Origin of the sequence: Fictibacillus terranigra, from assembly GCF_030412265.1 — a bacterium.
In the GTDB taxonomy this organism is placed as follows: Bacteria; Bacillota; Bacilli; order Bacillales; family Fictibacillaceae; genus Fictibacillus_C; species Fictibacillus_C terrinigri.
This window is the reverse complement of sequence record NZ_JAUHLN010000002.1, coordinates 1,030,512-1,054,357: the sequence shown is the minus strand read 5'-3', so window position 1 is coordinate 1,054,357 and position 23,846 is coordinate 1,030,512. Positions and strand designations below refer to the sequence as shown.

The following is a 23,846-nucleotide window of genomic DNA, read 5'->3' as shown; positions in this document are numbered from 1 at the left end:
TTAAGTCCAGGCGATTAATTTTCATAGACGTCCTATATAAAAAGAGATATTCACTATAAAAATACTGGCATGCCAGCGTTTACTAGTCTTTAAAGCATAGATTTTCTATGGACAGCTGTACTTGAGAACCAACTGAGAATGGTTCTCAAGTATGATTGACGATGAGAACAGTTTTCATTTAGAGTTAGACCTGTAAACAATAATGAAAATCATTATCAATTAGGAAAGGGAGTTTTTATAGATGGCAACGAAGCAACTGTCCAAAAATGATATTTTTCTTAAACAACAGGAACATCGGGAGTCGAATGCCAGGTCGTATCCCCGCAGAATTCCGATCGCCATTGAGGAAGCGGAAGGCATTTTTGTAAAAGACGTGAATGGCAAAACCTATTATGACTGTCTTGCCGGAGCAGGTACATTAGCACTCGGACATAATCACCCGGCCGTGATCGAGGCGATTGAACAGGTCATCCGGGATAGGCGGCCATTGCACACCCTTGACCTGACCACGCCGATAAAAGAAGATTTCGTAACGGAACTGTTTGATAGTTTGCCAGCTCATTTTGCGAAGAGAGCGAAAATCCAGTTTTGCGGACCTACGGGTGGTGATGCGATTGAAGCAGCAATCAAATTATGCAAAACAGCAACGGGCAGACAGAGCATCCTTTCTTTCCAGGGAGGATACCATGGATCCACGCACGGCACGATGGCATTGAGCGGAAATCTTGGGCCAAAGGAGAGGGTGAACGGGTTAATGCCGGATGTTCACTTTATGCCATATCCGTACACCTATCGATGCCCATTTGGTGTAGGGGGAGAGGAAAGTCAGCGCATCAGTTCCCAGTACATCGAAAACCTGCTGGATGATCCGGAAAGCGGTGTTCTTCCGCCTGCAGCGATGATCCTCGAGGTCGTTCAAGGTGAAGGAGGAAGCATTCCAGCACCGATCGAGTGGCTAAAGGAAATGAGAAGAATTACCGAAGAAAGAGGCATTCCTCTGATCATTGATGAGGTCCAGACTGGAATCGGAAGAACAGGGAAACTATTTGCCTTTGAACACGCAGGCATTACTCCAGATGTATTGGTTCTCTCCAAAGCCATTGGAGGAAGCCTTCCCCTTTCAGTGGTGGTGTATGACAAAGAACTTGATCAGTGGTCTCCTGGTGCACATATCGGAACATTCAGGGGCAATCAGATGGCAATGGCAGCAGGAATGGCTTCTTTACGGTACATCAAGGAGAATAACCTCTCGGAACATGCTGAAAAAATGGGCGCTCTGCTCGTTTCAAAGCTTGCCGATATTCAACAGAAGTTTCCTGAAATCGGGGAAATCAGAGGCAGAGGTCTCATGATTGGAGCTGAAATTGTCGATCCAGAAGGAAAGAAAGCAAACAGCGGCAGCTATCCCGCTCATCCATCATTGGCCAGTGCCATTCAAAGGGAATGCTTTAACCGTGGATTGATCCTTGAGGTCGGCGGGCGCCATGGCAGTGTAGTTCGATTCTTGCCTCCGTTGATCATTACATATGAGCAAGTGCTGGAAGTAGCGGAAATCTTCAGTCAGGCGATCGAAGCTGCTGCAGGAAGGAAGTAGGCAGCATGGCAACGGTGATCAACACATTTGACCATCTATTTCTGCACGAAGGAATCAGTGGCCGGCAAGCGTATATCCAGACGGTGGATGCTGCAAAAAAAATGATAGCTGACACGATGCGCGAGATGAAGGAGCCCTATTGCGGAGAAAGTCCGGCTTCCATTGAAGCGATGATCCGGGGGATGAAGCTGGCCTCATTGGAAGGAGAGGACCTGCAATACGTATTGAAAGATGTGGAAAAGCTGCTTTTACACAGCATTCATGTCAATCACAAAACATGCATTGCTCATCTCCACTGTCCGCCGCTCCTACCTGCACTCGCAGCAGAAATGGTCATCAGTGCTTCCAATCAATCGATGGACTCATGGGATCAGAGCTCTGCAGCGACCTATTTAGAGGAAGAGATGATTCAATGGCTTTGCCGCAGACTTGGGCTGGAAAATCGTTCGGATGGCACGTTTACAAGCGGAGGGACACAGTCCAACTATATGGGTCTGCTTTTGGCAAGAGACGAATTTTGCGACAAACAATGGAATTGGAACGTTCAGAAAAAGGGACTTCCGCCGGACGCCAGCCGACTGAGGATCCTTTGCTCAAAAGCGGCCCATTTCACGGTGAAAAAATCGGCTTCACAGCTCGGGCTGGGAGAGGATGCGGTCATTCAAGTAGAGACGGACAGCTTTCACCGGTTGTCTCTTCCAGACTTCAGAAAAAAACTAAGAACCTTGAAATCTGAGAATCTGCTTCCGTTTGCTCTTGTTGGAACATGCGGGACAACAGATTTTGGAAGCATCGATCCTCTCGGTAAAATGGCTGAATCTGCACAGGAAAATGGCCTTTGGTTCCACGTTGATGCGGCTTATGGAGGAGCACTGATCCTGAGCAGGAATGAGTTTCATAAACTGCAGGGAATCGAGAAGGCCGATTCTATTACAGTGGATTTCCATAAGCTATTCTATCAGCCGATCAGCTGCGGAGCGTTTTTCCTGAAAGAAAAGAGAAACTTCAAATACTTAAACTACCATGCAGATTATTTGAATCCTGAAGAGGACGAACAGGAAGGCTTGCTGCATCTGGTAAATAAATCTGTTCAAACGACCAGACGATTTGACGCATTGAAGCTGTTTATGTCATTGCGGTCGGTTGGTTTAGAGCCTTTTGGGCGAATGATCGACCATACCATTGAGCTGGCAGCTCAGACATCCAAGCAAATGCAGCAGTTGGGCGGTTTTAATGTAATCAATCCGAATCCGGAAATGAATGCGATCGTTTTTCGTTATGAGCCCCCTGAAGCAATGGACCACTGCAAACTTAATCGAGAGATTCATAGAGCGATGCTGTATAGCGGACAGGCTGTGCTCGCCAAAACGAATCATCGCGGGCACACTTATCTGAAGTTTACCCTGCTCAATCCAAGAACAACGATCGCAGATATTAACGCAATGCTTCTAAAGATTTCAGAGTTGGGAAATTGGATACTTAGAAACGGAGGGCAACTGAATGAACAGCAAGATACAAGCAGAGCAAGCTACTATTAAAAGCTTTCTTAACTGTTTTTTACGGGAGACAAGAAATGCGGAAGGGAAACCGGCTAATGGGCAATTAATCCTTACATTGCATCATCAAAATATAGAGCTCATCATTCCGGTCAAGTATTGGTCTCCAACGGGCAGACATTTGTTTACTTTTCCGATCATGTTTCGGACGAAGGGCGGAGGCAAGCCCATTACCGCAGATTATTTAAGCCTGGCCACTCTGATTTCAAAAGAACTGCTTCTTCAGCAAGGAAGAGATGATGCAGAAGATGAGCTCGTCCTTCGGGTCATCATGAGCTGCCGAAGCATGAAGGATTATATTGAAAAACGGATAAAAGATGCAGGAAAACTGACAGAGAAGGATTTTACGTTTATTGAGGCAGAACAATCTCTTCTTCTCGGCCATCTTATGCACCCAACGCCCAAAAGCAAACAAGGAATGTCATCCTTGGAAGAGCGCATTTACACCCCTGAATTAAAAGGGGAGTTCCCGCTTCACTTTTTTAAAGTTCATCGTTCCCTTGTTCTTCAAGATTCTTCAGCAGGCCAATCAGCTGAAGAGATTGTTAGAACGATGGTACTGGATGACCCTTCCGTTCCTCATGAATTTGTGATGGAGCATTGCATGGATGAAGCTTTCTGCCTTATACCTGCCCATCCGCTGCAGGCAAGAGAACTTGTGAAACAGCCCGCTGTCCAGCAGTTTATGAAGCGAGGGGATATCCTAGATATCGGTGCAGCAGGCAGCTCATATTCACCTACTTCATCTTTACGGACGGTGTACAACAAAGTATCTCGATATATGTTCAAGTTCTCCGTACCTGTAAAAATTACGAATTCCTTGAGAGCAAATAAGCCAAAAGAGCTTGAGAGAGGGGTAGAGATCTCACGTCTCTTGAAAACAGGGCTCGGAGAAGAACTGAATAAAAGGTTTCCGGCGTTTCAAATCATTAAAGATCCTGCCTACCTCAACGTCAACACGGGAGAAGAAGAAACCGGATTTGAAGTAGTCATCCGCGAGAATCCGTTCTGCGATAATGAGAAGGATGCCAGCCTGATCGCAGGGCTCTGCCAGGACCATCCCTACGGTGGAGAAAGCAGACTCTATACAATTATTAAAGCGATATCGGAAAAAGAAAACCGAAGCATGGAAGAGGTCAGCGAGGAATGGTTCCAGCGCTATTTGTCACTTGCTCTAGAGCCCATGCTCTGGCTTTATGAACATTATGGACTGGCTTTGGAGGCGCATCAGCAGAACTCCATCATCCAGCTTGAGAATGGATTTCCTGCAAAATTCTACTATAGGGATAACCAAGGGTACTACTATGCTGAATCGAAGGCCCATATGCTTAGGGAACTTCTTCCGGATCTTAGTGAAAAAAGCGAGACCGTATGTTCGGATGCGGTAGCGGATGAACGGCTCAGGTATTATCTCTTCTTTAATCATCTGTTTGGATTGATCAACGGATTTGGTACGGCCGGCTTGGCAGATGAAGAAAAGCTTTTGGAACAGTTGAGGATCTCCCTCAAAACGCATGCAGAATCAGCAGAACACTCAGGCACACTGCTCAAAAGTCTGCTCCATGAACAAGAGCTCCCGTGCAAGGCCAACCTTTTGACGAGGCTATACGACAAAGATGAGCTGATCGGATCGCTTGAGGATCAATCGGTTTATGTAAACGTGCCGAATCCTATTTTTCAAAAGGAAGGGATGCTTCATGGTGTTTAGTTTTGAGATCTTTGATGATGAGCTAAAGAACAAGATTTCCTTCCGTCAGGTTGATTTCGACAAAGATGCCGAGCTTCTTTATCGATGGATGAATGAAGAGCATGTCATTCCGTATTGGAAGCTGAACGGACCGAAAGAGACCTATTTTCAGCATCTCCTGACAGCTCTTCATGATGAGCATCAAAAGCTGTATATCGGTTACGTTAACGGCCGGCCAGTAAGCTATTGGGAAAGCTATTGGGTCAGGGGTGATGTGATGGAAGAGGCGTATGAAGCGGAACCGAATGACCAGGGTGTGCATCTTTTGATCGGTGAAACAGACTGTTTGGGAAAAGGGTATTCACTGCCGATGCTCAAGGCGATGGTACGTTTCCAGTTTCAAAAGCCATTTACTGAAAAAGTCATCGCCGAACCGGACATCCGCAATAAAAAGATGATACACGTGTTTGAGAAATGCGGGTTTGTGCCAATTGAACCGGTCAAGCTGCCTGATAAAACTGGGCTGTTAATGTTCTGTGACCGGGATGCGTTCCATAGGAGGTGGAAATATGAAGACAAACATCGGCTCCAGACCCATATATGATGCAGTCGGCATCGGCATCGGCCCCTTTAACCTGGGGATGGCCGCACTTGCAGAAGGGACAGGGCTGGATTGCTTATTCTTTGAGCAAAAAAGCGAATTTCAGTGGCATGAAGGAATGCTGATTGAAGGGACGACCTTGCAGGTCCCTTTTCTGGCAGATCTCGTTACTATGGCAAATCCCAAGAACAAGTACAGCTTTCTTTCCTATCTTCAGCAGCATGAGCGGCTGTATCACTTTTATTTTTTTGAGAAATTCCATATTCCAAGAAACGAGTACAACCATTACTGCCGGTGGGCGGCGGAGCAATTGGAGTCGTGCAAGTTCAGCATGAAGGTAGAAGACGTGCTTCCCTTTGGCTCTGAAGAAGGTTTTCTTTATGAAGTTTACGTTCGGAACGAAAAAAGCGGTGAAGTGGAGACGTATCTTGCCAGGCATCTGGTCCTGGGAATCGGCACAAAACCTCAGCTGCCGGCCTTTGTGAAACAGCATGAAGGGAAAAGACTCTTTCATTCCGCCGAGTATTTGAAGAAAAAAGAGGAATGCCTTAACGCGCGTTCTCTGACGGTCATCGGATCCGGACAAAGTGCGGCAGAGATTTTTCTTGATCTTGCCCGGGAAGTGGACAGCAACACTTGCCGGCTGAATTGGCTGACACGGTCCAAAGGCTTCTTTCCTATGGAATATTCGAAGCTTGGCCTCGAATATTTTTCTCCTGATTATATCGACTTTTTTTATCACTTGCCTCAGGAGAAAAAGGACACGCTGCTGACTCAGCAGGATCTATTGTATAAAGGCATCAGCGCAGAGACCATAGGGGACATCTATGATCTGATGTATGAAAAATCGGCAGGAAACAAGACTCCGGATTTCTTCTTGCAATCCATGACAGAAGTAACTGGCTTGCAGCAGACAGGCTCTACTCCATCTTTGCATTGCCGGCATTGGATGACAGAAGAAACCTTCGAGCTGGAATCAGAAGTTATAATTTTTGCTACAGGCTATAAGCCGGCAGTCCCGTCTTTTTTAGCGAGCCTTGAGGAATACATCGACTGGGATGAACAAGGGCGGTTTCAAATCGAGAGGGATTATCGTTTAAAAACACATCTGATGACGGCAAACGAGATATTCGTTCAAAACGGTGAGATGCATACACACGGAGTCGGTGCGCCGGATCTTGGTCTGGGTGCCCACCGAAACGCGGTCATCCTGAATACGATGGCCAGGGAGACACTCTACCCGTTATCGAAAAAGAACGTTTTTCAATGTTTTCAAGGTGAAGAGCGATGGGTTCCTCTCACCCGATAGCTCGGATTGCTCTATATATTTGTGTGTTTCTTTTCGTCTTTACTGAAGTTTTGTTTTCGCCGTTCTACCCGCAGTTTTTTCAAAAAGTATTCGGAGTTTCAGATCTTCAGTTTACAGGAAACTATCTTTTCCTATGCCGGCTGTCGGTGGTTGCAGCGTCACCGGTATGGGGATGGCTCTCGAAAAAAGTGGACAGAAAAAGATTGCTGCTGATCGGACAAGCAGGTACAGGCCTGTCATGCGGCATGATGGCCTTGGCAGTCACCGAAACACAATTTGCGGTATGGTCTTTAATCTTGCTTCTCTTCAAGAGCAGCTATCTGCTTTTGTATCCCCTCTTACTTGAATCCGCTATGGATCAGAAGAAGGTGACCGCCAATTACCACGCTCTTGCACAATGTGCTGCAGCGGGTGCTGCTCTGGCCAGCTCCTGGCTGATTCAGCTTAAAGACCCTCTTTCGGTCTTCTGGTGGATTGGCGGGCTGGATCTGCTGCAGGCTCTTATTTGCATGGCTGTTTTATCCAAGACGAAAACAGAATCAAGAATACATAAGACTCCTATCCCGGCTTCAGCAAGTGCAGCAAGGAAAAGCAGGGACCTTTATTTCTTGATGAAACTCGGTATAACGGTTTTTACATTGCATTTTGCGGTTACTTTAATCAGGCCTTTGTTTACCGTCTATACCGAAGCGGAATATGGAAGCTCCTATGTGGAGAGCTCGTTCTTGTTCTTATTGCCCAGCTTTATGACTTTGGCTGCCCTGCCTGTCATGAAAAAGCTGAAATCTGAAAACTTGCGGAACGTTTACATGATATCGGGAGCTATGGTATTGATCTCAATCCTCCTGCAGGGAGGAAGTTCAACGTTCGTTCTGTTCACGGCCGGCCGCTGCTTGTTTGGCTTTTTCTTGGCGATCTGCCTGGCAAGCCTGGATATGAGCCTCTTTCAGAAAGGGAAAGAGGCAGGACATCAATATGGATGGATGTGTTCCTTTCAGAACCTGGGCTTGCTGCTGGCACCCGTCAGTGTGCCGGCATTCACTGAGAATGGAGCTTCATCTGTACCGTTTTGGGCGGCGGGAGTCGTTTTAGCTGTTCATTTGCCGGCAGCCTTTGTTGCGCTGCGAAGAAATTCGTCCTTAACGAAAGCAAAAGCAGCGTAGAGATTTCAATATAGGAGGAGAGTTTATGCTATTTAAAGAAGAACTTGGCAAACAATTGAATAAAGATAACTGGTTTCAAGCCAATCAAAAACTGTTGGCAAAAATGATCTCGGAATACATGTATGAAGATATGCTCATTCCACAAATGGTGGAGGGCGCTCGTTATATTTTAACGGTTAACGGTGAAGTGCACTACCGGTTCGAAGCGGAAGCAAGATTGTTTGACAGCTACTCGGTCCGTGAGGCGACGATTGAACGCTACAGTGATGGAAGCTGGGAACCAGCGGAAAGTGCGGTGCAGTTCATTCTCGATATCCAGCAACTGATTGGAATGTCCTCAGAAACAGCAGGGCATTTGATTAAGGAACTCAATGCAACTCTGCTGGCAGATGTCAATCTGATCAGCAGGAAAACAAAGACATCGGACGAGCTTGCAGCTATGGACTATGCGGAGTTGGAGGGGGAGATGACAGGACATCCCTGGATTACGTACAACAAGGGCCGCATCGGTTTTGGGTACGACGATTACTTGAAGTTCGCTCCTGAAAATCAGCAGGTCACCACACTCTCCTGGCTGGCTGTCAAAAAGCATCGGGCTTCGTTTCAGTCGGTGGATGGGCTGAGTTATGAAACTCTCATTGAATCTGAACTTGATGAGCATACACGCCATGTTTTTGACAATGTGCTTCGGGAAAAAGGAGTTTCTAAAGAAGAATATTTCTATATGCCCGTCCATGAATGGCAATGGAAGAACATCATCATCCAACAGTTCCCGGAGGATCTTGCCATTGATCGTATCATTCCGCTTGGCGAAGGACCTGACGTCTATCTTCCTCAGCAGTCCATTCGGACGTTTGTGAATGCGGCACATAAGCACAAACATCATGTGAAGCTGCCGATGAGCATCCTGAACACACTCGTATACAGAGGTCTGCCAGCAGAAAGAACCTTGATCGCGCCGAAAATTACGGAGTTCATTAAAGGCATCGCAGAGAACGATTCTTTCTTAAAAGATACATGTGGTGTGATCCTTCCGGGGGAGATCGCCAGCTTGAATGTGGACCAGACTTCCTTCCGGCAGCTGAGAGGGGCACCTTATCAGTATTTGGAAATGCTCGGTGTCATCTGGAGAGAGAGTATCTATACGTATTTGAAGGAAGGTGAAAAAGCGATCACACTCGCTGCTCTCACACACAGCGATCGGGAGGGAAAACCATATGTCCAGAGTTTGATGGAAAAGTCCGGCCTTTCATCAGAAACATGGATCAAAAAGCTGTTCCAAACGATCCTCCCGCCGCTTCTCCATTATCTTTATCAATATGGTACGGTCTTTTCACCGCACGGCCAGAACACGATTCTGGTGCTGAAGGATAATCAGCCTCACCGGCTGGCAATTAAGGATTTTGTTGATGACGTCAATATCAGTGACCAGCCTTTTGCAGAGCTTGCAGGGCTTGAAGATGACCTGAAGGCTGTATTGCGAAGTGAGCCTCCTGAAGGTTTGACACAGTTTATCTTTACAGGGCTATTCATTTGCCACTTGCGGTATTTATCCGAACAGCTTGTAAAGAATAACTTAATGGTGGAGCGGGAATTCTGGAAGCTGCTCGCTGAAGAAATCTATGCCTATCAGGATCAGTTTCCAGCGCTTAACGGGCGTTTTGAGCGGTTTGATTTCTTTAAGCCGCAAATGACGAAGCTTTGTCTTAATCGAAATCGGATGGTCGATTACGGTTATGGTGATGGTGAAGACCGCCCTCATGCCTCGGAATTCGGCAAGGTGAACAATGCATTAAGCCTTTTTGCAAGGCAGGAAGCGAAATAAATAGGCGTACAGTGAGAACCGGCGATCTTTCACGGAAGATCAGCCGGTTTTTTTGTTTGGCGGATCCTATTGGACGGTTCGAAAAACTGGGTTTGACATTTTCTTGAATACCAGTGTATTATATCACTAGTACACTAGTTCATTGGAACAATGTGAAATGGAGGTCTGCTTAATGAATCCTTGGTTAGGACAATTAAAGAAAGAATACAGGCTCGGAAAAGGCGGAGCGCTAGGTGCTTTAATCGCTCTGTTCTTATATTTGGGGCTTGGAGTCTATACCGCATGGAGGATGGGAAAACCTGAAACGTTCTTTGCCTTTTGTTCGGTTGCGGTGATGATCCATGTAGTCTATATGGCCGGGTATCTATGTGTGAGTTATTTTCTCGAACATAAAACAATGCATTTATGGCTGCAGTCCCCGCTGTCCGTCAGTAAACTGCTGTTGGCAAAGCTGGTAAACGGGTTCGCGGCGCTTGCCCTTTCGCTATTCATAACGAGCGTTGTTACACTTATCGCAGGAACGATGGTCATGGACGTTTTTGAGCTCAATCCGGATATGACATGGCCGGATGTCATTTACATCGGTACCTTTCTCGTTATTCATATCCTGCTTATTTCCTTCTACATCGGAATAGGTATAACGTTTTTGTGGGCGATTTATCTCGTAACCACCAAAACGCTCGGTAAAATAAGCGGATGGGTAATCGGGCTGGGTGTCTTTTTCTTTGGCCCATGGATCCTTGCAAAGTGGGAAGACACCAAATTATTTGATGCTCTATTCATCTGGGGTAAAGTCAACCTTAAATATAACGACTTCGTATATGGAATCTTTAAGCATGTTTATGTAGGTTATTATTTTTACCATTTGCTTCTGGCACTCATCCTATTCCTTGCAGCCAGCTGGTTAATTGAACGAAAAGTTGAGGTGTAGTACATGGCAGACGATTTTAATGCATCCAAACCGATTTACATGCAGCTCGCTGACCGGATCAACCGCCAAATTTTACGCAAAGAGCTGGCAGTTGGGCAGAAGCTGCCGTCAGTCAGGGAGATGGCGATCCAGTCGGGAGTGAATCCGAATACGGTTCAGAGAACCTACAGTGAATTAGAAAGGATGGGTAGTGTGGAATCAAAAAGGGGTCAAGGAACGTTTGTGACGGAAAATCAGTCAGTATTAAACGAGCTTCGCCAAAATTTAAAAAAAGAGCAGATCTCGTCCTTCTTTGCTGATATGAAAGAAATGGGATTCTCAGCGGAAGAGATGATTTCCGGCTTAAAAGAGTTCATCTCAACTGAAGAAAGAGGTGAACAGCGTGATTGAATTTAAAAATGTAACAAAGAAATACAGAAACCATTTGGCGCTGGATGATTTTACGCTATCATTGCCGAAGGGAAAGATCATTGGAGTAGTAGGGGAGAACGGAAGCGGTAAATCAACGACACTGAAGCTGATCTCAGGTCTGATCCGGCCTTCAAAAGGGAGCGTAACCATTGAAGGCGAGGATATTACCCGAAAAGTCAGCAGCGCTAAAGTTTCTTATTTGTCTGAACTTGATGTTTATTATTCCTTTTATACCGTAGGAGAAACGATTGGCTACTATGCCTCCCTGTACCGGGATTTTAACCGCAGCAAAGCGGAGGAAATCCTGGATTACATGAAGCTGGACCGCAGCAAAAAAGTGAAGGACCTCTCAAAGGGTAACCGAGGGCGGTTAAAGATCGCTGTAAACCTGTCAAGAGAGGTACCGGTCATTTTAATGGATGAACCCTTCTCCGGACTGGATCCGATGGTAAGGGATTCTATTGTGAAAGGCTTGCTGTCATTTGTAGACTTTCAAACACAAACGATCATCATTACAACACATGAAATTAAAGAGATTGAACCTATTCTTGATTTGGTCATTTTAATTAAGGATGGAAAAGTACTCCAAATGGAAGAAGTAGAGGAAATCCGCATCCATCAGAATTTGTCCATCGTGGAATGGATGAAGAAAGAATACGAATAATGGAGGAGAAAAAAGTGAGCAGAAAACCATTGGTAGAACTGCAAGATGTGAGGAAGAAGATCGGGAGGAAGGAAATCATTCACGGACTATCTTTTAATATTTACGGAGGGGAAGTATTTGGCTTCCTCGGGCCGAACGGGGCTGGAAAGACGACTACGATCCGGATGATGGTTGGATTAATGAAACTCAGCGGAGGAAAGATTTTAATAAACGGAAAAAATATACAAACGGAATATAAGCAGGCAGTTTCCAATGTCGGCGCTATTGTTGAGAACCCGGAGATGTATAAATTTCTGACCGGATATCAAAACCTGATACATTACAGCCGAATGGTTAAAGGAGTGAGCAAGTCACGAATAGCTGAAATGGTCGAGCTGGTCGGGTTAACCGATCGGATACATGAAAAGGTAAAAACGTATTCGCTCGGAATGCGGCAAAGACTGGGTCTTGCGCAGGCTTTGCTTCATTCACCGTCCGTGCTGATCCTCGATGAGCCAACGAACGGGCTTGATCCTGCGGGGATTCGGGAAATCCGCCACTATCTTCGTGAGCTTGCAGAAAAAGAAGGTATTGCGGTTATCGTATCAAGCCATCTATTATCCGAGATGGAGATCATGTGCGACCGTATCGCTATTATCCAGCACGGCAAGCTGATCGGCGTTCAGAGCACGAAAGAGTTTGTCGAAAGCGGCAGCACAAGAAAAGTGCGTTTTCTCGTGGATGAAGTGGCTGCGGCACGTCATGCGGTCAGCCATCATGTGAAGGATGAACGCATGACACTCGGCAACGGCTATATCGAAGCAGAGATGGAGAGAGATTTGATTCCAGAGGTGACGGCCACACTTGTCGTTGAAGGAATTAAAGTTTACGGGATTTCATCAGAAACGAAAACGCTGGAAGATAAATTTTTAGAAGTGACGGGAGGAAAAGAAGTTGTCTAACTTTATAGGATTGATCCGCAACGAAAATATGAAAATCTACAGGCGCATCGCTAACCTGATCATGCTTGCTTTGCTCATCGGATTTATAGGCTTGAACGGCATTATTACGAAAACAGAAAAATCAGCTCCGGTAAAAGACAATTGGAAGCAGGAGCTTAAGGCGGAAAATGCATCAATGGAAAAGACGATGAAAAAAGAGCCGATGATGAAGGAGCATTATGAACGGCTGATCGCCATCAATGAGTACCGTATTTCTCAAGGTATCAAACCGCAGGAGAATAAAAATCAATGGAAATTTGTAAGTGACAGCCCCGATGCCATTCAGTTTATTTTAATCTTCACTATTATTATTGCGGGAGGTATGGTAGCCAGTGAGTTTTCATGGGGGACGATCAAACTTCTTCTGATTCGGCCGGTCAGCCGAACGACCATCCTCGCTTCCAAGTACATCTCAACGCTGCTTTATGCTCTGTTGATGATCGTCATCACTTTTGTTATCTCGTGGCTTCTTGGCGGAGTGCTTTTCGGGTTCGAAGGAAGCCCTCGTTCCTTTCTTAGTTACACGGACGGAAAGGTCGTAGAGGAGAACCTGATCTGGCATATGTGGAAGGAATATGGGTTTGCCAGCATCATGCTGCTCATGATGGCTACCTTTGCCTTCATGATGTCCACCGTATTCCGCAACAGTTCGCTCGCCATTGGTTTTTCTATCTTCTTATCGCTTTCAGGCACACTCATCGTCCAGTTCTTTTCATCGTATGATTGGGTGAAGTATATACTGTTTGCTAATGTCAATTTAAAGCAATATTTTGATGGAACGCCTTTCATTAAAGGGATGACTTTAAATTTTTCTTTGACTGTACTAGCCGTATACTTTTTAGTGTTTATTGCGCTTACCTGGATTGTATTCAAGAAACGCGATGTAGCTGCTTAATCGGCTAAAAGCTGGCGCCCGACTTGGGCGCCAGCTTTATTTATCGTTTATCTTTTACCGCGTCATTTAATCTTCTTGTGTTTCCTTTGGCATTTATTAATTCAAGAACTTGATTTAATCCATCAGTAGCTTCAGCGGTATTCTGATGACCTTCGAGCCCCTTCTTCTCTGCTTTATTCTTTTCGTCCATCATTGATCAACCTCCCTCTTTATCTATTCCCGTGAGTTGCGGACCGTACACGTAGTGAGCAAGTCTAGGAAAGCTTTCGGCTCGACCGCAGACGGGTTCGAAGCGGTGCTGCGGAAGTTTTTTTCGGCTGTGAGGAATTTCTGATAAGGCCGCTGTCAATTCCATATCGAGGGCGCTGCTTGACCTCTTTAAATACTTTCCCGACGTACTCGCCGACGAGTCCAATTCCCATCAGCTGAAGGCCTCCGATGAACCAGATGGAAAGCATGATGGACGTCCAGCCAGGGACAGTGTATCCGTTAAACTTCTGAATTACAGCAAAAATTCCAGCGAGTGCACTGAACACTAAGAAGAAAAAGCCTGAAACAGTCAGTAAACGGATTGGTTTAATGCTGAATGATGTGATGCCGTCAAACGCAAAGGCGAGCATTTTGCGCAGCGGATATTTGGATTCTCCGGCTGCTCTTTCTTTACGGTCATAATAAACTTCTGCAGAGCGGAAACCCAGGAGGGGGATGACTCCTCTTATAAAGAAATTTCGTTCCCGATATCGGCTGAGTTCTTCCAAAGCCCTTTTGCTCAGAAGCCTGTAGTCAGCGTGGTTATACACAAGGTCAACACCCATCTTTTCCATCCCTTTGTAAAACCATTGGGCAGTATGCCGTTTGAAGGCGGTATCACTTTTCCTTTCACTCCTTATGCCATAAACCACATCGTGGCCTTCACGATATTTGAAGATGAATTGCCGGATCGCCTGTACGTCGTCCTGAAGATCAGCATCAATGGTGATAATGCAGTCAGAGTAGGATTTTGCCGTATCCATTCCGGCGAGGAGGGCGTTCTGATGTCCGGCGTTCTTTGACAGCTTGATCCCGTTGGCATGCCGGTTTGTTTTATGTAAAGCAGTAATAAGCTCCCATGTTCTGTCCTTGCTTCCGTCATCAACAAAGAGCATGCTGCTTTCAGGAGAGATCAGGGTTTCCGAAATGAGTTCTTTTAGGATGGATGTGAGTTCCCGTGCAGTAATCATTAATACTTCTTCTTCGTTGTAGCAAGGGACTACGATCGTCAAGACGGGCAATCGATTATTGTTCATTTAAAGTGCAAGACCTCCTTATTCCTTTTCTCCCGATATTACTCGTATTGGGTGCTTTCAATTGCGTTCGTTGTTTCTTGCAGATGGCGGAGGTGTTCATGTGCATGAAAAAGATTTTTTGATTGCTCTTCTGACAGCCCCTCAGTGTGCCTCGATTGATGGACCACTTCATGGGCATATTCAAGCAGCTGCTTTGCCTGCTGAAATTCTTCGGGGTTGTTGTTTCCTTGTGATTCTTCAATCGCTTTTCTTGCGTTTTCTACGCTTTCCAAGGCGTGGGTGTATTGGTTCTGGTGATCCATATGCCGACTCCTCCTGTTGTTTTTCTTATCCTTAACATGTGTTTTGGAGAATTTTGTTATACACTTAAGGCTTAAATCCCATCACAAAAAAAGTGGTACAGGTACGGAGAGCGGAATAGACTTGTACAAACAGAACAAAAACAGGCGGAGGTTTGCGGTGGGGATATTACTAAAATACATGCTTTTAGGGCTGTCGTTGGCGGCACCGATTGGACCGATTAATGCTGCACAGATGGATAAGGGGATCCGAAACGGTTTCTGGCATGCCTGGATGGTGGGCCTTGGAGCCACGACAGCCGATGCCATCTACATGGCACTCGTCTATTTGGGGCTTGTGCAATTTTTGGATGCTCCGGTCATCAAATCATTTCTTTGGCTTTTTGGCTGTTTTGTTTTAATTTATACAGGAATTGAAAGCTTTCAAAGTGCTGGTGTAATGGTTCTTTCAAAAAAACAAGGAAGCGAAAAAACATGGAGATGTTTTCTTTCTGGTTTTTTCATGTCACTGACTAACCCGCTGACCATCCTTTTCTGGCTTGGGATCTATGGCTCAGTCCTGGCTGAGACAGCCGCTAAGTACCATAGTGAGAAGCTTTTTTTGATCAGCGCGGCGATCTTCAGCGGAATATTGCTGTGGGACTTTACGATGGCTCTCGTAGCCAGCAGCTTCAGGCGTTTTCTTGCAGATTCCCTGCTTAAATTGATTTCACGCGTCTCTGGTCTTTCACTCATCGGTTTCGGCTTTTATTTTGGATATCAAGCCTTTAAATTTTTATGGAAATAGGGTTTGCCGCTGCGAAATAAAATTATAGTTTTAGTATATATCGCATTTTTTGTCTATCTGCTTCTGATGGGATGGCATATTTATATTTTGTTTATTTTGTATTTGCAATAAAGAAGCGCACAGATCTTGAGTCTGTGCGCAGTTTTTTATCCCTTAATAAAGAAGGAACGATGCTGGTCCATAATTTCCCTGTAATCTGACATGACTTTTTCCAGTGGAATACTGAGGCTTGAGCTTACATATTCCAAATACTTTTCATCTGGCATGAGCCATGAATTGTACTGGCGCTTCAAATAGTTTTCAGCTGACTGAAAATCCTCAAACGACCTCGGGACTAGGACGCTGTTATGAATCAGTTTCCATTTTTGGTCGCTTGCCTGAAAAAGGTTAGTAATTTCTCTGTTGTAATTAATGAATAGCGTACCATACACGCTTTCCCTGACGTTCCATTCGTTGTCTTGTGCATCGCGCCTTCTCGGCGGTATTTCAAAGGCAGGCAGGACAAAGCGCTGGAATCCTTCTGGAGTGAGGGTGCATCCGGAAGCTTTAGGGTGTCCGCCGCCTCCAAACTGGGCGGCATATTTAGATACGTCCACATGTTCATAGATGGTTCGGAAACCGGCTCGTTTCCCGCCAATATTTAAGATGACGATCAGATCAAGATGGGGATTTTCCCGGTTCAGTTCGTTCCCGAGCTCAGAATGGTGGCTTTCCGCATGGACGATTCCGATTCGGTAGGGTTCCCCTCCCGTATTGTAAACCTCATCCCAAGTTTCAACCATTTGTCTCTGCTTTTTCTTGATATACGCTTTTCGGCTGTCTTCCTCGAGCTGAAGAATGGTTTCTTCTGTTTCAGAAAAATGAAAATGATCTTCTGTTTTCAATCGCTCCAGCATATTTTTCTCAAACTCGCCCGGAGGAAGCAAAAAGAACAAGTCGTTCAAGCGCTTGGCATTTTCGTTTTCATTCTCAAACCATTCCCACGTGTCATACTGTCTGACGAGCTCTACAAATTCTTTTAACGCTCCAGAGTCCTTGAGCAGGCCATTCTTAATAAAGTGCTCATAAAGGAGAGAGGTCGCAGAAGTCAGTCTGCCGTCCTCTTGTTTTGTTTGAACAAGGCCCCAGTCATATTGGTTAAAGTGGTCTGCAGTGACATGATGATCGATGAGCTGTACTTCCCGTCCGCTTTCGTACCGTGACTGAAGTTTTTCGGCGAGTTCATCATTTACTGCAATATCCGTTATGTATACCGCTTTATGTTCCTGCTCAGCATCAAGCAGGAAGTCAGAAACACGGCGATTAATATTGTCATGCGAACAGTAGAAGGTCTCTACATTCTCTTCTCCAAGTGCCAGCATGGCAACAATGCCGCATGATTTACCATCAAGGTCATTATGTGAAAAAAGTTTCATTCCACTAACGCCTCCTTTCTCAATTCCATATTCCATAGTATAGGCACGCGCACTTTCTTTCAACCGAAAAAAGGATATTTCTCGCCGGCTCCGTTTCGAGGGGATGGGAGGACAGGCATTCAGATATTGAACTGCATATTTTATGGAATAAAGCGCCGAGTGATGATCGTTCCGAAAATCTGCATGAACGGTTTGCTGACATTTTAACGGGGAATCCTCTAACATAGCTTGAAAGTGATGGAAGAACTCACAGAAGAAGTGTTTGTGCTTGCAGAGCTTCATTATCCCCGCCTGCCGGTTAAGGAGAAAAAACAACGGGCGGAATTTTCGAGTCCGCAGCAGCTGTAACGGGAGCATGTGGGATTTCATGATACTAAGCGCTTCGATCGTTTTTTATACTTACCTGCACGTTTTCTTATACAAGCTGGAAACAGCATAAACTCAAACAGAAAAAAGAGGCGGAGAGCGAATAGCTCCTTCTTATTTTTGGCTCTGAATCGAATGACCCAGTAAAAAGGGAGAAAATCAATCAAACATGCTTTAAACCTCAGCTAATCTTAATATAGAATAGAACAAAATTCTCATTTTTCTGAAAAAGGTTGTTTTTGGACAAACAGGATGCTAAAATGATGCAAACACCTATTCCCATACCCCGCAGCAGTTTTATGTCAAAAGAGGAGGCAGCCTGTAACGGTTAATCCAGTTTCTTTTAAAGACATGGCTTTTTGTCAGCTCAACTGTCCCCTGTCACTTTTTCCATGGTATTTCATCTTTATCGTTGCACCATCACCTATATAAAGGAGGAAGGACGTATGAGTGAAGTTCGTTTAATTCCTTTTAAGCTAGAAGAGGTTCTGCAGACTGTTGGTGAAGAAATTCCGTATGGTATTCAAATGATCAATGCTCCAGCAGCCTGGGAGCAAGGATATAAGGGAACTGATGTGGTTGTAGCCGTTCTTGATACAGGATGCGATGTAAATCATCCCGATCTAAAAGACCGGGTCATTGGGGGACGAAATTTTGTTGATGGTGATCCTGAGGATTATTCCGATGGACACTTTCATGGGACACATGTAGCAGGTACAATTGCAGCGTCTGTGAATCAACTGGGGGTTACGGGTGTTGGACCAGAAGTAAAGCTCCTGATTCTGCGAGTGCTTGACAAGGACGGCAGCGGAAGCTACAAGGGAATCATTGACGCGATCAATTATGCGGTAGAGTGGAGAGGCGATAAGGGCGAAAAAGTCCGGGTCATCTCTATGTCTCTGGGAGGACCGGATGATGTGCCGGAAATGCACGAAGCCATCAAGAATGCAGTGGATAAAAACGTGATGGTCGTTTGTGCAGCAGGCAATGAAGGAGACTCCGATGAAAATTCTGATGAACAGGCCTATCCAGGCTACTATAAAGAAGTTGTCGAGGTCGGTGCGGTGGATGAACAAAAACGCCTGGCGGAATTTTCAAATACCAATGATGAGATCGATCTCGTCGCCCCAGGAGTGAACGTATTATCAACGTATCCTGGTAATAAGTACGCCAAACTTTCTGGAACCTCTATGGCCACACCGCACGTTTCAGGAGCAGTTGCCGTACTGGTCCAAAAAGAGGAAGCAGAATTTGGCAGGGAGCTCACGGAACCTGAGATATATGCCCAGCTTTGTAAAAATACCGAGACCATCGGGCTTACGAAAAAAGGGGAGGGCAATGGATTGCTTTTCTTAAACCCTGAGAAAGGAAATGCTCCTAGACATGGATCAAATAAGGACATGGCTGTCCAAAAGTAAATAACAATCCCATATTATAAGGGAGGATGTTGTTGATGGCGGTGTATAAGGTATTGTCCTTAATGATCAGTTTTGCCATGCTTACTATAAGAATGGTGGACGAACGCAACCGCAGAAGCAAAAAAACATCCGCTTAGCGAAAAAAGGATTCATCCGAACGAAAAAGAGCATAATGATAGAAAAAGCTGATCCCATCTGTAATGTGTACCCTATAGTGTAGACACTAAAAAAAGTCTGCCTATAGGGTGCTTTTCTATATAATGAAGAAAAATCAGAACTGGGGAAGATTTAATTATGAGTAAAAAGTTATTTGCAGAGAAAGAGATCAATCTACTATCAAAAAATCCTTACGTTAAATCAGTGAGTTCGAAAGGTATTACCTATACGGATGAGTTCAAACGTATTTTCATCGCGAAAATGATAATGAAAGGCTACCAAGAGAGATATTTGGAGAATTCGGATTCAATGTTGATATCATTGGAATGAAACGGGTTTGTTCCTACCAATCCATGTCAAGGCGAGGAAACTGTGGGGATAACGCTCCTCAAGAATCTTTTTTTGGGCACTTCAAAGATGAAACATTCATTAAGTCGTGTACTACACTGGATGAACTTAAGCGTAAAGTAAAGAACTATATGAAGTACTACAATTATTTTAGGCATCAATGGAACTTAAAAAAAATGACCCCTGTTGAATACAGAGATCATCTCTTTAAAGGTTCCTAGCCTTTTTTAAAATGTCCTTTACATAGGGTACACTTTATCTGATGGATCAGCTTTTTTATTTCTATTTTCTTACTCTATAGGTGGCAGCTTTGCTCGTATTCTTTGCTCTGTCGGTCGCTGTAACGGAAAGGATCGTACCCGCTTTCTGAGGTTTCATCTTTACTTTAAATTTTCCGTACTTATCAGTGGTGTTCTTGCCAAGCAGAGTCTTACCTTTTTTTACTAGAACCGTAGAGTATGCTTCAGCAGATCCTGTTACAGTCGTGGTTTTTGACGCGATGGTTGAAACCTGAGGTGCCGCAGGCGCTGTGTGATCAACGACTGTAACGGAAACTGAAGGACTGACTGTATTTAGGCTGTCCTTGTAGGTCACGGATAGGTTGGTGTTGGCTTTCTGTTTCGGTATGGAGATCTTGAAAGTGCCGGTGGTGTGCGCAAGCTTGGCAGCCAGTGTTTTGCTTCCGGCTTTAATGGTTACCCATGTGCTTTTTGGTGCTTTTCCTGAAATGCTTGTATCATTATCGTCCACCGGATTGACCGTTAGTTTGGCCATGGCTTTGGTGATGTATGCGGAAGAGATATACCCTTTAAATTTTTTATCAATTGTAGTAACCGGATACCATACAAATTGATTAGCGCTGTCTAGATACGTGTCAAATTGAAATTGATCAGAAATGAGCAAAGGTGTGTTCTTAGTGAGCTGTTTCACCGTTGCTGTAGTTGAAGAGGGACCTTTTCTCAGATTAACTTGAGTTAACGGAGGTTCGTCCCAGCTCGTTACCACTTTATCATTTTTCTTTAATAGATATCTTGAGGCATGGAGCCGTTTCGTCATACTGTATGATTTTTTAAGAAAAACAATGTTTTCTGCTATCGATGGATCATATTGAAAATCTTTTGTTGAGAATGTTGGTTTACCAAGAGCTGTATGCCCTAAGAAACTATCATCGTTCAATAAAGACAGTACTCTTTCCTGATAGGCTTCCGTATTCGGTTTGCCTGTACTTTGGAACAGCGGGCTGTTCTTAGGCTTGATCCCATTATATGCCATGACGGCAAAGTACCAGGACTCCAGCACGTTTTTGTCTTTCGGCAGTACAGCAGGTAATTTCAAATTATTATATTTGGAAGAAAGAAGAGCAACACCTGCCTTTATGTTATATGGAATATCAAACTTTAGCTTTTCAAGTTCTATAGGGTCAGAATCTCTCGGAACGGTAATCTGCATAACCCCGATCCCGTTGTCGTGAGAGACAATCGGGTTGCCATATTTGTCATATTGCTTCCATCCGCTGCTTTCTTTTGAGGCGACAGCCTTCACAATCTCTGGCGGGATGCCGGCTTCTAAAGCGGCGTTTGTCAACAGACAGTTCATATGCTGAAAGCCGGGATTTACTCCTCTTTTTAGAGTGCCTAATGAACTGCATTTCGTCTGTAAGCCAGATGCGGCTTCGGCGTGTGCATCATTCGCAGGCCATAAACCAATGGCCAGGCAGCCTGCCAAACCCGCCTTCAATAGCAGTGATTTCATTTCTAGTCCTCCGTCTCTATTAATCTCTTTATATTCTACCATAATTTTCAAGGTTAATAGTGTAAAATAATTGAAGGTTTTGGAAGCTGGAACAGGATGCTGAGGCCAAGTATAGAATTAGTCAGACAGACATCAAGAAAGGAGGCGGTTATTATGGCATACCAAAATCAACTTTTACAATGGGAAGATCAGGATTAGTAAAGAATCGAGGAGATGATTGCGTGAAACAAGCCTTGCTCGTAATTGATGCACAGCAGGATTTGATGGACGGAAGTGAAGGAAATGAAGCGGTTTATCAAAAAGAAAAGCTGATACAAACCATCAATTTTGTGATTGGAAAAGCAAGAGAGCTAGAGGTTCCCATTCTGTTTATCAGGGATCAGGATGTTGCTTCTGGTGAAGGAAAGGGGTTTCAAGTTCATAAGGACATCACAATGCCTGAGAATTGTCCATTTTTTGACAAGAAAGCTACCAATGCCTTTTATAGCACAGGCTGGAACACTTGAAAACCCATGAAGTAATACATCTCGTGATCATGGGCTGCAAAACAGAGCATTGCATTGATACGGCCGTAAGGATGGCAACCGTACAAGGATTTGATGTGACGCTTGTCAAAGAGGGGCATTCGACGACGGATTCAAAAACGCTGAACGCAGAACAGATCATTGCCCATCATAATGAAATTCTTCACGGTCATTACAATGTCGATCACTTTTCTATCGTCAGAAGTGCTGAAGAAGATTTGTTTCACCCCATACATGACACTTACCGATAAGCAAATCGGCAGCAAAAGAGACCTTGTAAAAGGTCTCTTTTGAATTAGCTCTCTTAACACAATATTTTGATTATAGTTTCAGATTATCCTCGCGGCCAGATGCTTGAAAGAGACCCTCAATTCATTTCCTAGAATGTGGGTGGGATTGCTGGCGAGCAGCCAGCAGTTTTGTGTAACAAATGAAGAGCATGAAAAAAGACACGGAGCAGCTTTTGGCTGGCAAAAAAACAGCGTCTAGTGAATTCCATAACGGACTCCTCATATCGAGCTTATTTCAAAACAATACCTGTCGATGTAAAATTAGCTTTCTTGCTTTTTTCCATTATCATACTCCTGATCTCACTAGGGGTTGCGGCGGATTACAATGTTTATGGGCCCTTTGCCGGCAACATTGATGATACGGTCATCACCATCGGGTTCACGAGCTTAATGATAGGGCTGAACATCATTCAACTAATATGGATTTTAACCGAGTGGAAAGGCAGAGCCTGGACGAAAGAATATTGGAAAACAGCTTTGATCCACCGTTTCTGGAATGATTTAGAGAAGGTCTTCCATTTCCGCAGCCTCGCTTTTCAGTATTTCGTATTGCTTATTGTAATTTTCGCTTCCGGTTTTGGTGTAGGAATTATCTTATATCATAATCAGCTGGCTGTTTTATATGTTGTGATGTTTATTGCTGTGACCATGCCAGTACTGATCTTCTCCCTGAAAAAAATATCGTATTTCAACCGGATTGTGCATCATTCAACTGAGCTTGCTGCAGGGAACATGGAGCCGGATTTGAAGGCGAAAGGACGTTCTGTTCTTGCAGGTTTGGCCAGGAACATTAATACGCTGAAACACGGCGTAAAGTCTCTTCAACGATCAGAGGCAAAGAGCGAGCGGCTGAAGACAGAACTGATCACGAATGTCAGCCACGATCTCAGGACTCCTCTTACTTCCATCATCACGTATACCGAGCTTCTAAAGACCCATGGTCTGGATGAGGCGTCTAGGGAAGCTTACGTACAAATCATTGATAAAAAGTCAAAACGTTTAAAAGTTCTGATCGATGATCTTTTTGAAGCTTCAAAGATGGCAAGTGGAAATATTGAACTCGTGAAAACGACTGTAGATATCGTTCAGCTGCTGCAGCAGGCTTTGGCTGAGCATGATGAAGCGATCGAACAATCGACGCTGCAAGTGAGAATGTCCGCCAAGGAACAGCCCATCGATGTGCATGTGGATGGACAGAAAATGTGGCGAGTGTTTGACAACCTGATCGGAAACATCCTTAAATATTCTCTTGAAGGTACGCGGGTTTATATCGCGGTGGAAAAAAGCACGGAAAAGCTCATCTCTCTTTCAAAAACGTCTCGAAATACGAGCTGGGCGGCAACACTGAAGAATTGTTTGAACGCTTCAAACGAGGAGATACATCCCGGCATTCGGAAGGCTCCGGCCTAGGGCTGGCCATCGCCAAATCGATTATTGACCTTCACGAGGGAAATATGGAGGTTGAAGCTGACGGTGATCTTTTCAAAGTAAGCATACAATTGGATCTAGCGTAGAAAGAAGAGTCTTTACATGTAAAGGCTCTTTTGCTTTTATAACAAAAAATATAAATCTTTTGTTTACTTTTTTAA

General features: G+C 44.6%; 21 protein-coding genes and 2 pseudogenes. 18 read left to right on the top strand and 5 right to left on the bottom strand.

Annotated elements, in window-relative coordinates:
* Positions 1 to 241 precede the first annotated feature (241 nt).
* The 12 genes from QYF49_RS13305 (at position 242) to QYF49_RS13250 (ending at position 13,616) form a co-directional block, all read left to right on the top strand.
* Entirely contained in the window at positions 242 to 1,594 is a 1,353-nt protein-coding gene (locus QYF49_RS13305; RefSeq protein ID WP_290400062.1) for an aspartate aminotransferase family protein, read from the top strand.
* 5 nt (positions 1,595 to 1,599) lie between these two features.
* Complete coding sequence (locus QYF49_RS13300) at positions 1,600 to 3,132, top strand: pyridoxal phosphate-dependent decarboxylase family protein (protein ID WP_290400061.1); 1,533 nt, start codon at positions 1,600 to 1,602, stop codon at positions 3,130 to 3,132.
* On the top strand, positions 3,095 to 4,858 hold the full coding sequence (locus QYF49_RS13295; protein WP_290400060.1) for an IucA/IucC family protein: 1,764 nt from the start codon (positions 3,095 to 3,097) through the stop codon (positions 4,856 to 4,858). The genes QYF49_RS13300 and QYF49_RS13295 overlap by 38 nt, the downstream gene beginning before the upstream one ends.
* Positions 4,848 to 5,441 carry a GNAT family N-acetyltransferase gene (locus QYF49_RS13290; protein ID WP_290400059.1) on the top strand — a complete coding sequence of 198 codons (594 nt, stop codon included), beginning with the start codon at positions 4,848 to 4,850 and terminating at the stop codon, positions 5,439 to 5,441. The genes QYF49_RS13295 and QYF49_RS13290 overlap by 11 nt, the downstream gene beginning before the upstream one ends.
* Positions 5,407 to 6,747, top strand: coding sequence for a lysine N(6)-hydroxylase/L-ornithine N(5)-oxygenase family protein (locus QYF49_RS13285; protein ID WP_290400058.1), 1,341 nt, complete (start codon positions 5,407 to 5,409; stop codon positions 6,745 to 6,747). The genes QYF49_RS13290 and QYF49_RS13285 overlap by 35 nt, the downstream gene beginning before the upstream one ends.
* Positions 6,726 to 7,910: an MFS transporter gene (locus QYF49_RS13280; protein ID WP_290400057.1), complete on the top strand. Its 1,185-nt coding sequence runs from the start codon at positions 6,726 to 6,728 to the stop codon at positions 7,908 to 7,910. The genes QYF49_RS13285 and QYF49_RS13280 overlap by 22 nt, the downstream gene beginning before the upstream one ends.
* Positions 7,911 to 7,935: 25 nt before the next feature.
* Positions 7,936 to 9,735 carry an IucA/IucC family protein gene (locus QYF49_RS13275; protein WP_290400056.1) on the top strand — a complete coding sequence of 600 codons (1,800 nt, stop codon included), beginning with the start codon at positions 7,936 to 7,938 and terminating at the stop codon, positions 9,733 to 9,735.
* A gap of 172 nt (positions 9,736 to 9,907) precedes the next feature.
* A complete protein-coding gene (locus QYF49_RS13270; protein ID WP_290400055.1) occupies positions 9,908 to 10,666 on the top strand; it encodes a hypothetical protein in 759 nt (252 codons plus the stop codon).
* 3 nt (positions 10,667 to 10,669) lie between these two features.
* On the top strand, positions 10,670 to 11,056 hold the full coding sequence (locus tag QYF49_RS13265) for a GntR family transcriptional regulator (protein ID WP_290400054.1): 387 nt from the start codon (positions 10,670 to 10,672) through the stop codon (positions 11,054 to 11,056).
* Entirely contained in the window at positions 11,049 to 11,741 is a 693-nt protein-coding gene (locus QYF49_RS13260; protein ID WP_290400053.1) for an ABC transporter ATP-binding protein, read from the top strand. Before QYF49_RS13265 ends, QYF49_RS13260 begins: the two co-directional genes overlap by 8 nt.
* A gap of 14 nt (positions 11,742 to 11,755) precedes the next feature.
* Positions 11,756 to 12,682: an ABC transporter ATP-binding protein gene (locus tag QYF49_RS13255; RefSeq protein WP_425589572.1), complete on the top strand. Its 927-nt coding sequence runs from the start codon at positions 11,756 to 11,758 to the stop codon at positions 12,680 to 12,682.
* On the top strand, positions 12,675 to 13,616 hold the full coding sequence (locus QYF49_RS13250; protein WP_290400051.1) for an ABC transporter permease: 942 nt from the start codon (positions 12,675 to 12,677) through the stop codon (positions 13,614 to 13,616). The genes QYF49_RS13255 and QYF49_RS13250 overlap by 8 nt, the downstream gene beginning before the upstream one ends.
* Before the next feature lie 40 nt (positions 13,617 to 13,656).
* On the opposite strand, the gene QYF49_RS13245 is transcribed toward QYF49_RS13250, so the two are convergent.
* The 3 genes from QYF49_RS13245 to QYF49_RS13235 form a co-directional block, all read right to left on the bottom strand.
* A complete protein-coding gene (locus tag QYF49_RS13245) occupies positions 13,657 to 13,809 on the bottom strand; it encodes a hypothetical protein (protein ID WP_290400050.1) in 153 nt (50 codons plus the stop codon).
* Positions 13,810 to 13,870: 61 nt separating this feature from the next.
* Positions 13,871 to 14,902, bottom strand: coding sequence for a glycosyltransferase family 2 protein (locus QYF49_RS13240; protein WP_290400049.1), 1,032 nt, complete (start codon positions 14,900 to 14,902; stop codon positions 13,871 to 13,873).
* A 38-nt stretch (positions 14,903 to 14,940) separates the two neighbouring features.
* Positions 14,941 to 15,204, bottom strand: coding sequence for a hypothetical protein (locus QYF49_RS13235; RefSeq protein ID WP_290400048.1), 264 nt, complete (start codon positions 15,202 to 15,204; stop codon positions 14,941 to 14,943).
* Positions 15,205 to 15,361: 157 nt separating this feature from the next.
* Here QYF49_RS13235 and QYF49_RS13230 point away from each other — a divergent pair, with 157 nt between their 5' ends.
* The gene (locus QYF49_RS13230) at positions 15,362 to 15,988 is read left to right on the top strand and encodes a LysE family translocator (RefSeq protein ID WP_290400047.1); all 627 of its coding nucleotides are present in this window, start codon (positions 15,362 to 15,364) and stop codon (positions 15,986 to 15,988) included.
* A 146-nt stretch (positions 15,989 to 16,134) separates the two neighbouring features.
* Here the strand turns inward: QYF49_RS13230 and QYF49_RS13225 are convergent, their stop codons facing one another.
* Entirely contained in the window at positions 16,135 to 17,403 is a 1,269-nt protein-coding gene (locus tag QYF49_RS13225) for a DHH family phosphoesterase (protein ID WP_290400046.1), read from the bottom strand.
* 812 nt (positions 17,404 to 18,215) lie between these two features.
* On the opposite strand from QYF49_RS13225, the gene QYF49_RS13215 reads away from it, so the two are divergent.
* Entirely contained in the window at positions 18,216 to 19,187 is a 972-nt protein-coding gene (locus QYF49_RS13215; protein ID WP_425589571.1) for a S8 family peptidase, read from the top strand.
* 500 nt (positions 19,188 to 19,687) lie between these two features.
* A pseudogene (locus tag QYF49_RS13210) lies at positions 19,688 to 19,912 on the top strand (IS3 family transposase); the annotation flags it as partial.
* 61 nt (positions 19,913 to 19,973) lie between these two features.
* Here QYF49_RS13210 and QYF49_RS13205 read toward each other — a convergent pair.
* Complete coding sequence (locus QYF49_RS13205) at positions 19,974 to 21,443, bottom strand: Ig-like domain-containing protein (RefSeq protein ID WP_290400045.1); 1,470 nt, start codon at positions 21,441 to 21,443, stop codon at positions 19,974 to 19,976.
* 221 nt (positions 21,444 to 21,664) lie between these two features.
* Here QYF49_RS13205 and QYF49_RS13200 point away from each other — a divergent pair.
* The 3 genes and pseudogenes from QYF49_RS13200 to QYF49_RS13190 all read left to right on the top strand — a co-directional run bounded on the left by QYF49_RS13200 (position 21,665) and on the right by QYF49_RS13190 (position 23,771).
* A pseudogene (locus QYF49_RS13200) lies at positions 21,665 to 22,218 on the top strand (isochorismatase family protein).
* A 237-nt stretch (positions 22,219 to 22,455) separates the two neighbouring features.
* Positions 22,456 to 23,667, top strand: a complete 1,212-nt coding sequence (locus tag QYF49_RS13195; RefSeq protein WP_290400044.1) for a sensor histidine kinase — start codon at positions 22,456 to 22,458, stop codon at positions 23,665 to 23,667.
* Complete coding sequence (locus tag QYF49_RS13190; protein WP_425589570.1) at positions 23,610 to 23,771, top strand: ATP-binding protein; 162 nt, start codon at positions 23,610 to 23,612, stop codon at positions 23,769 to 23,771. Before QYF49_RS13195 ends, QYF49_RS13190 begins: the two co-directional genes overlap by 58 nt.
* Positions 23,772 to 23,846: the final 75 nt, after the last annotated feature.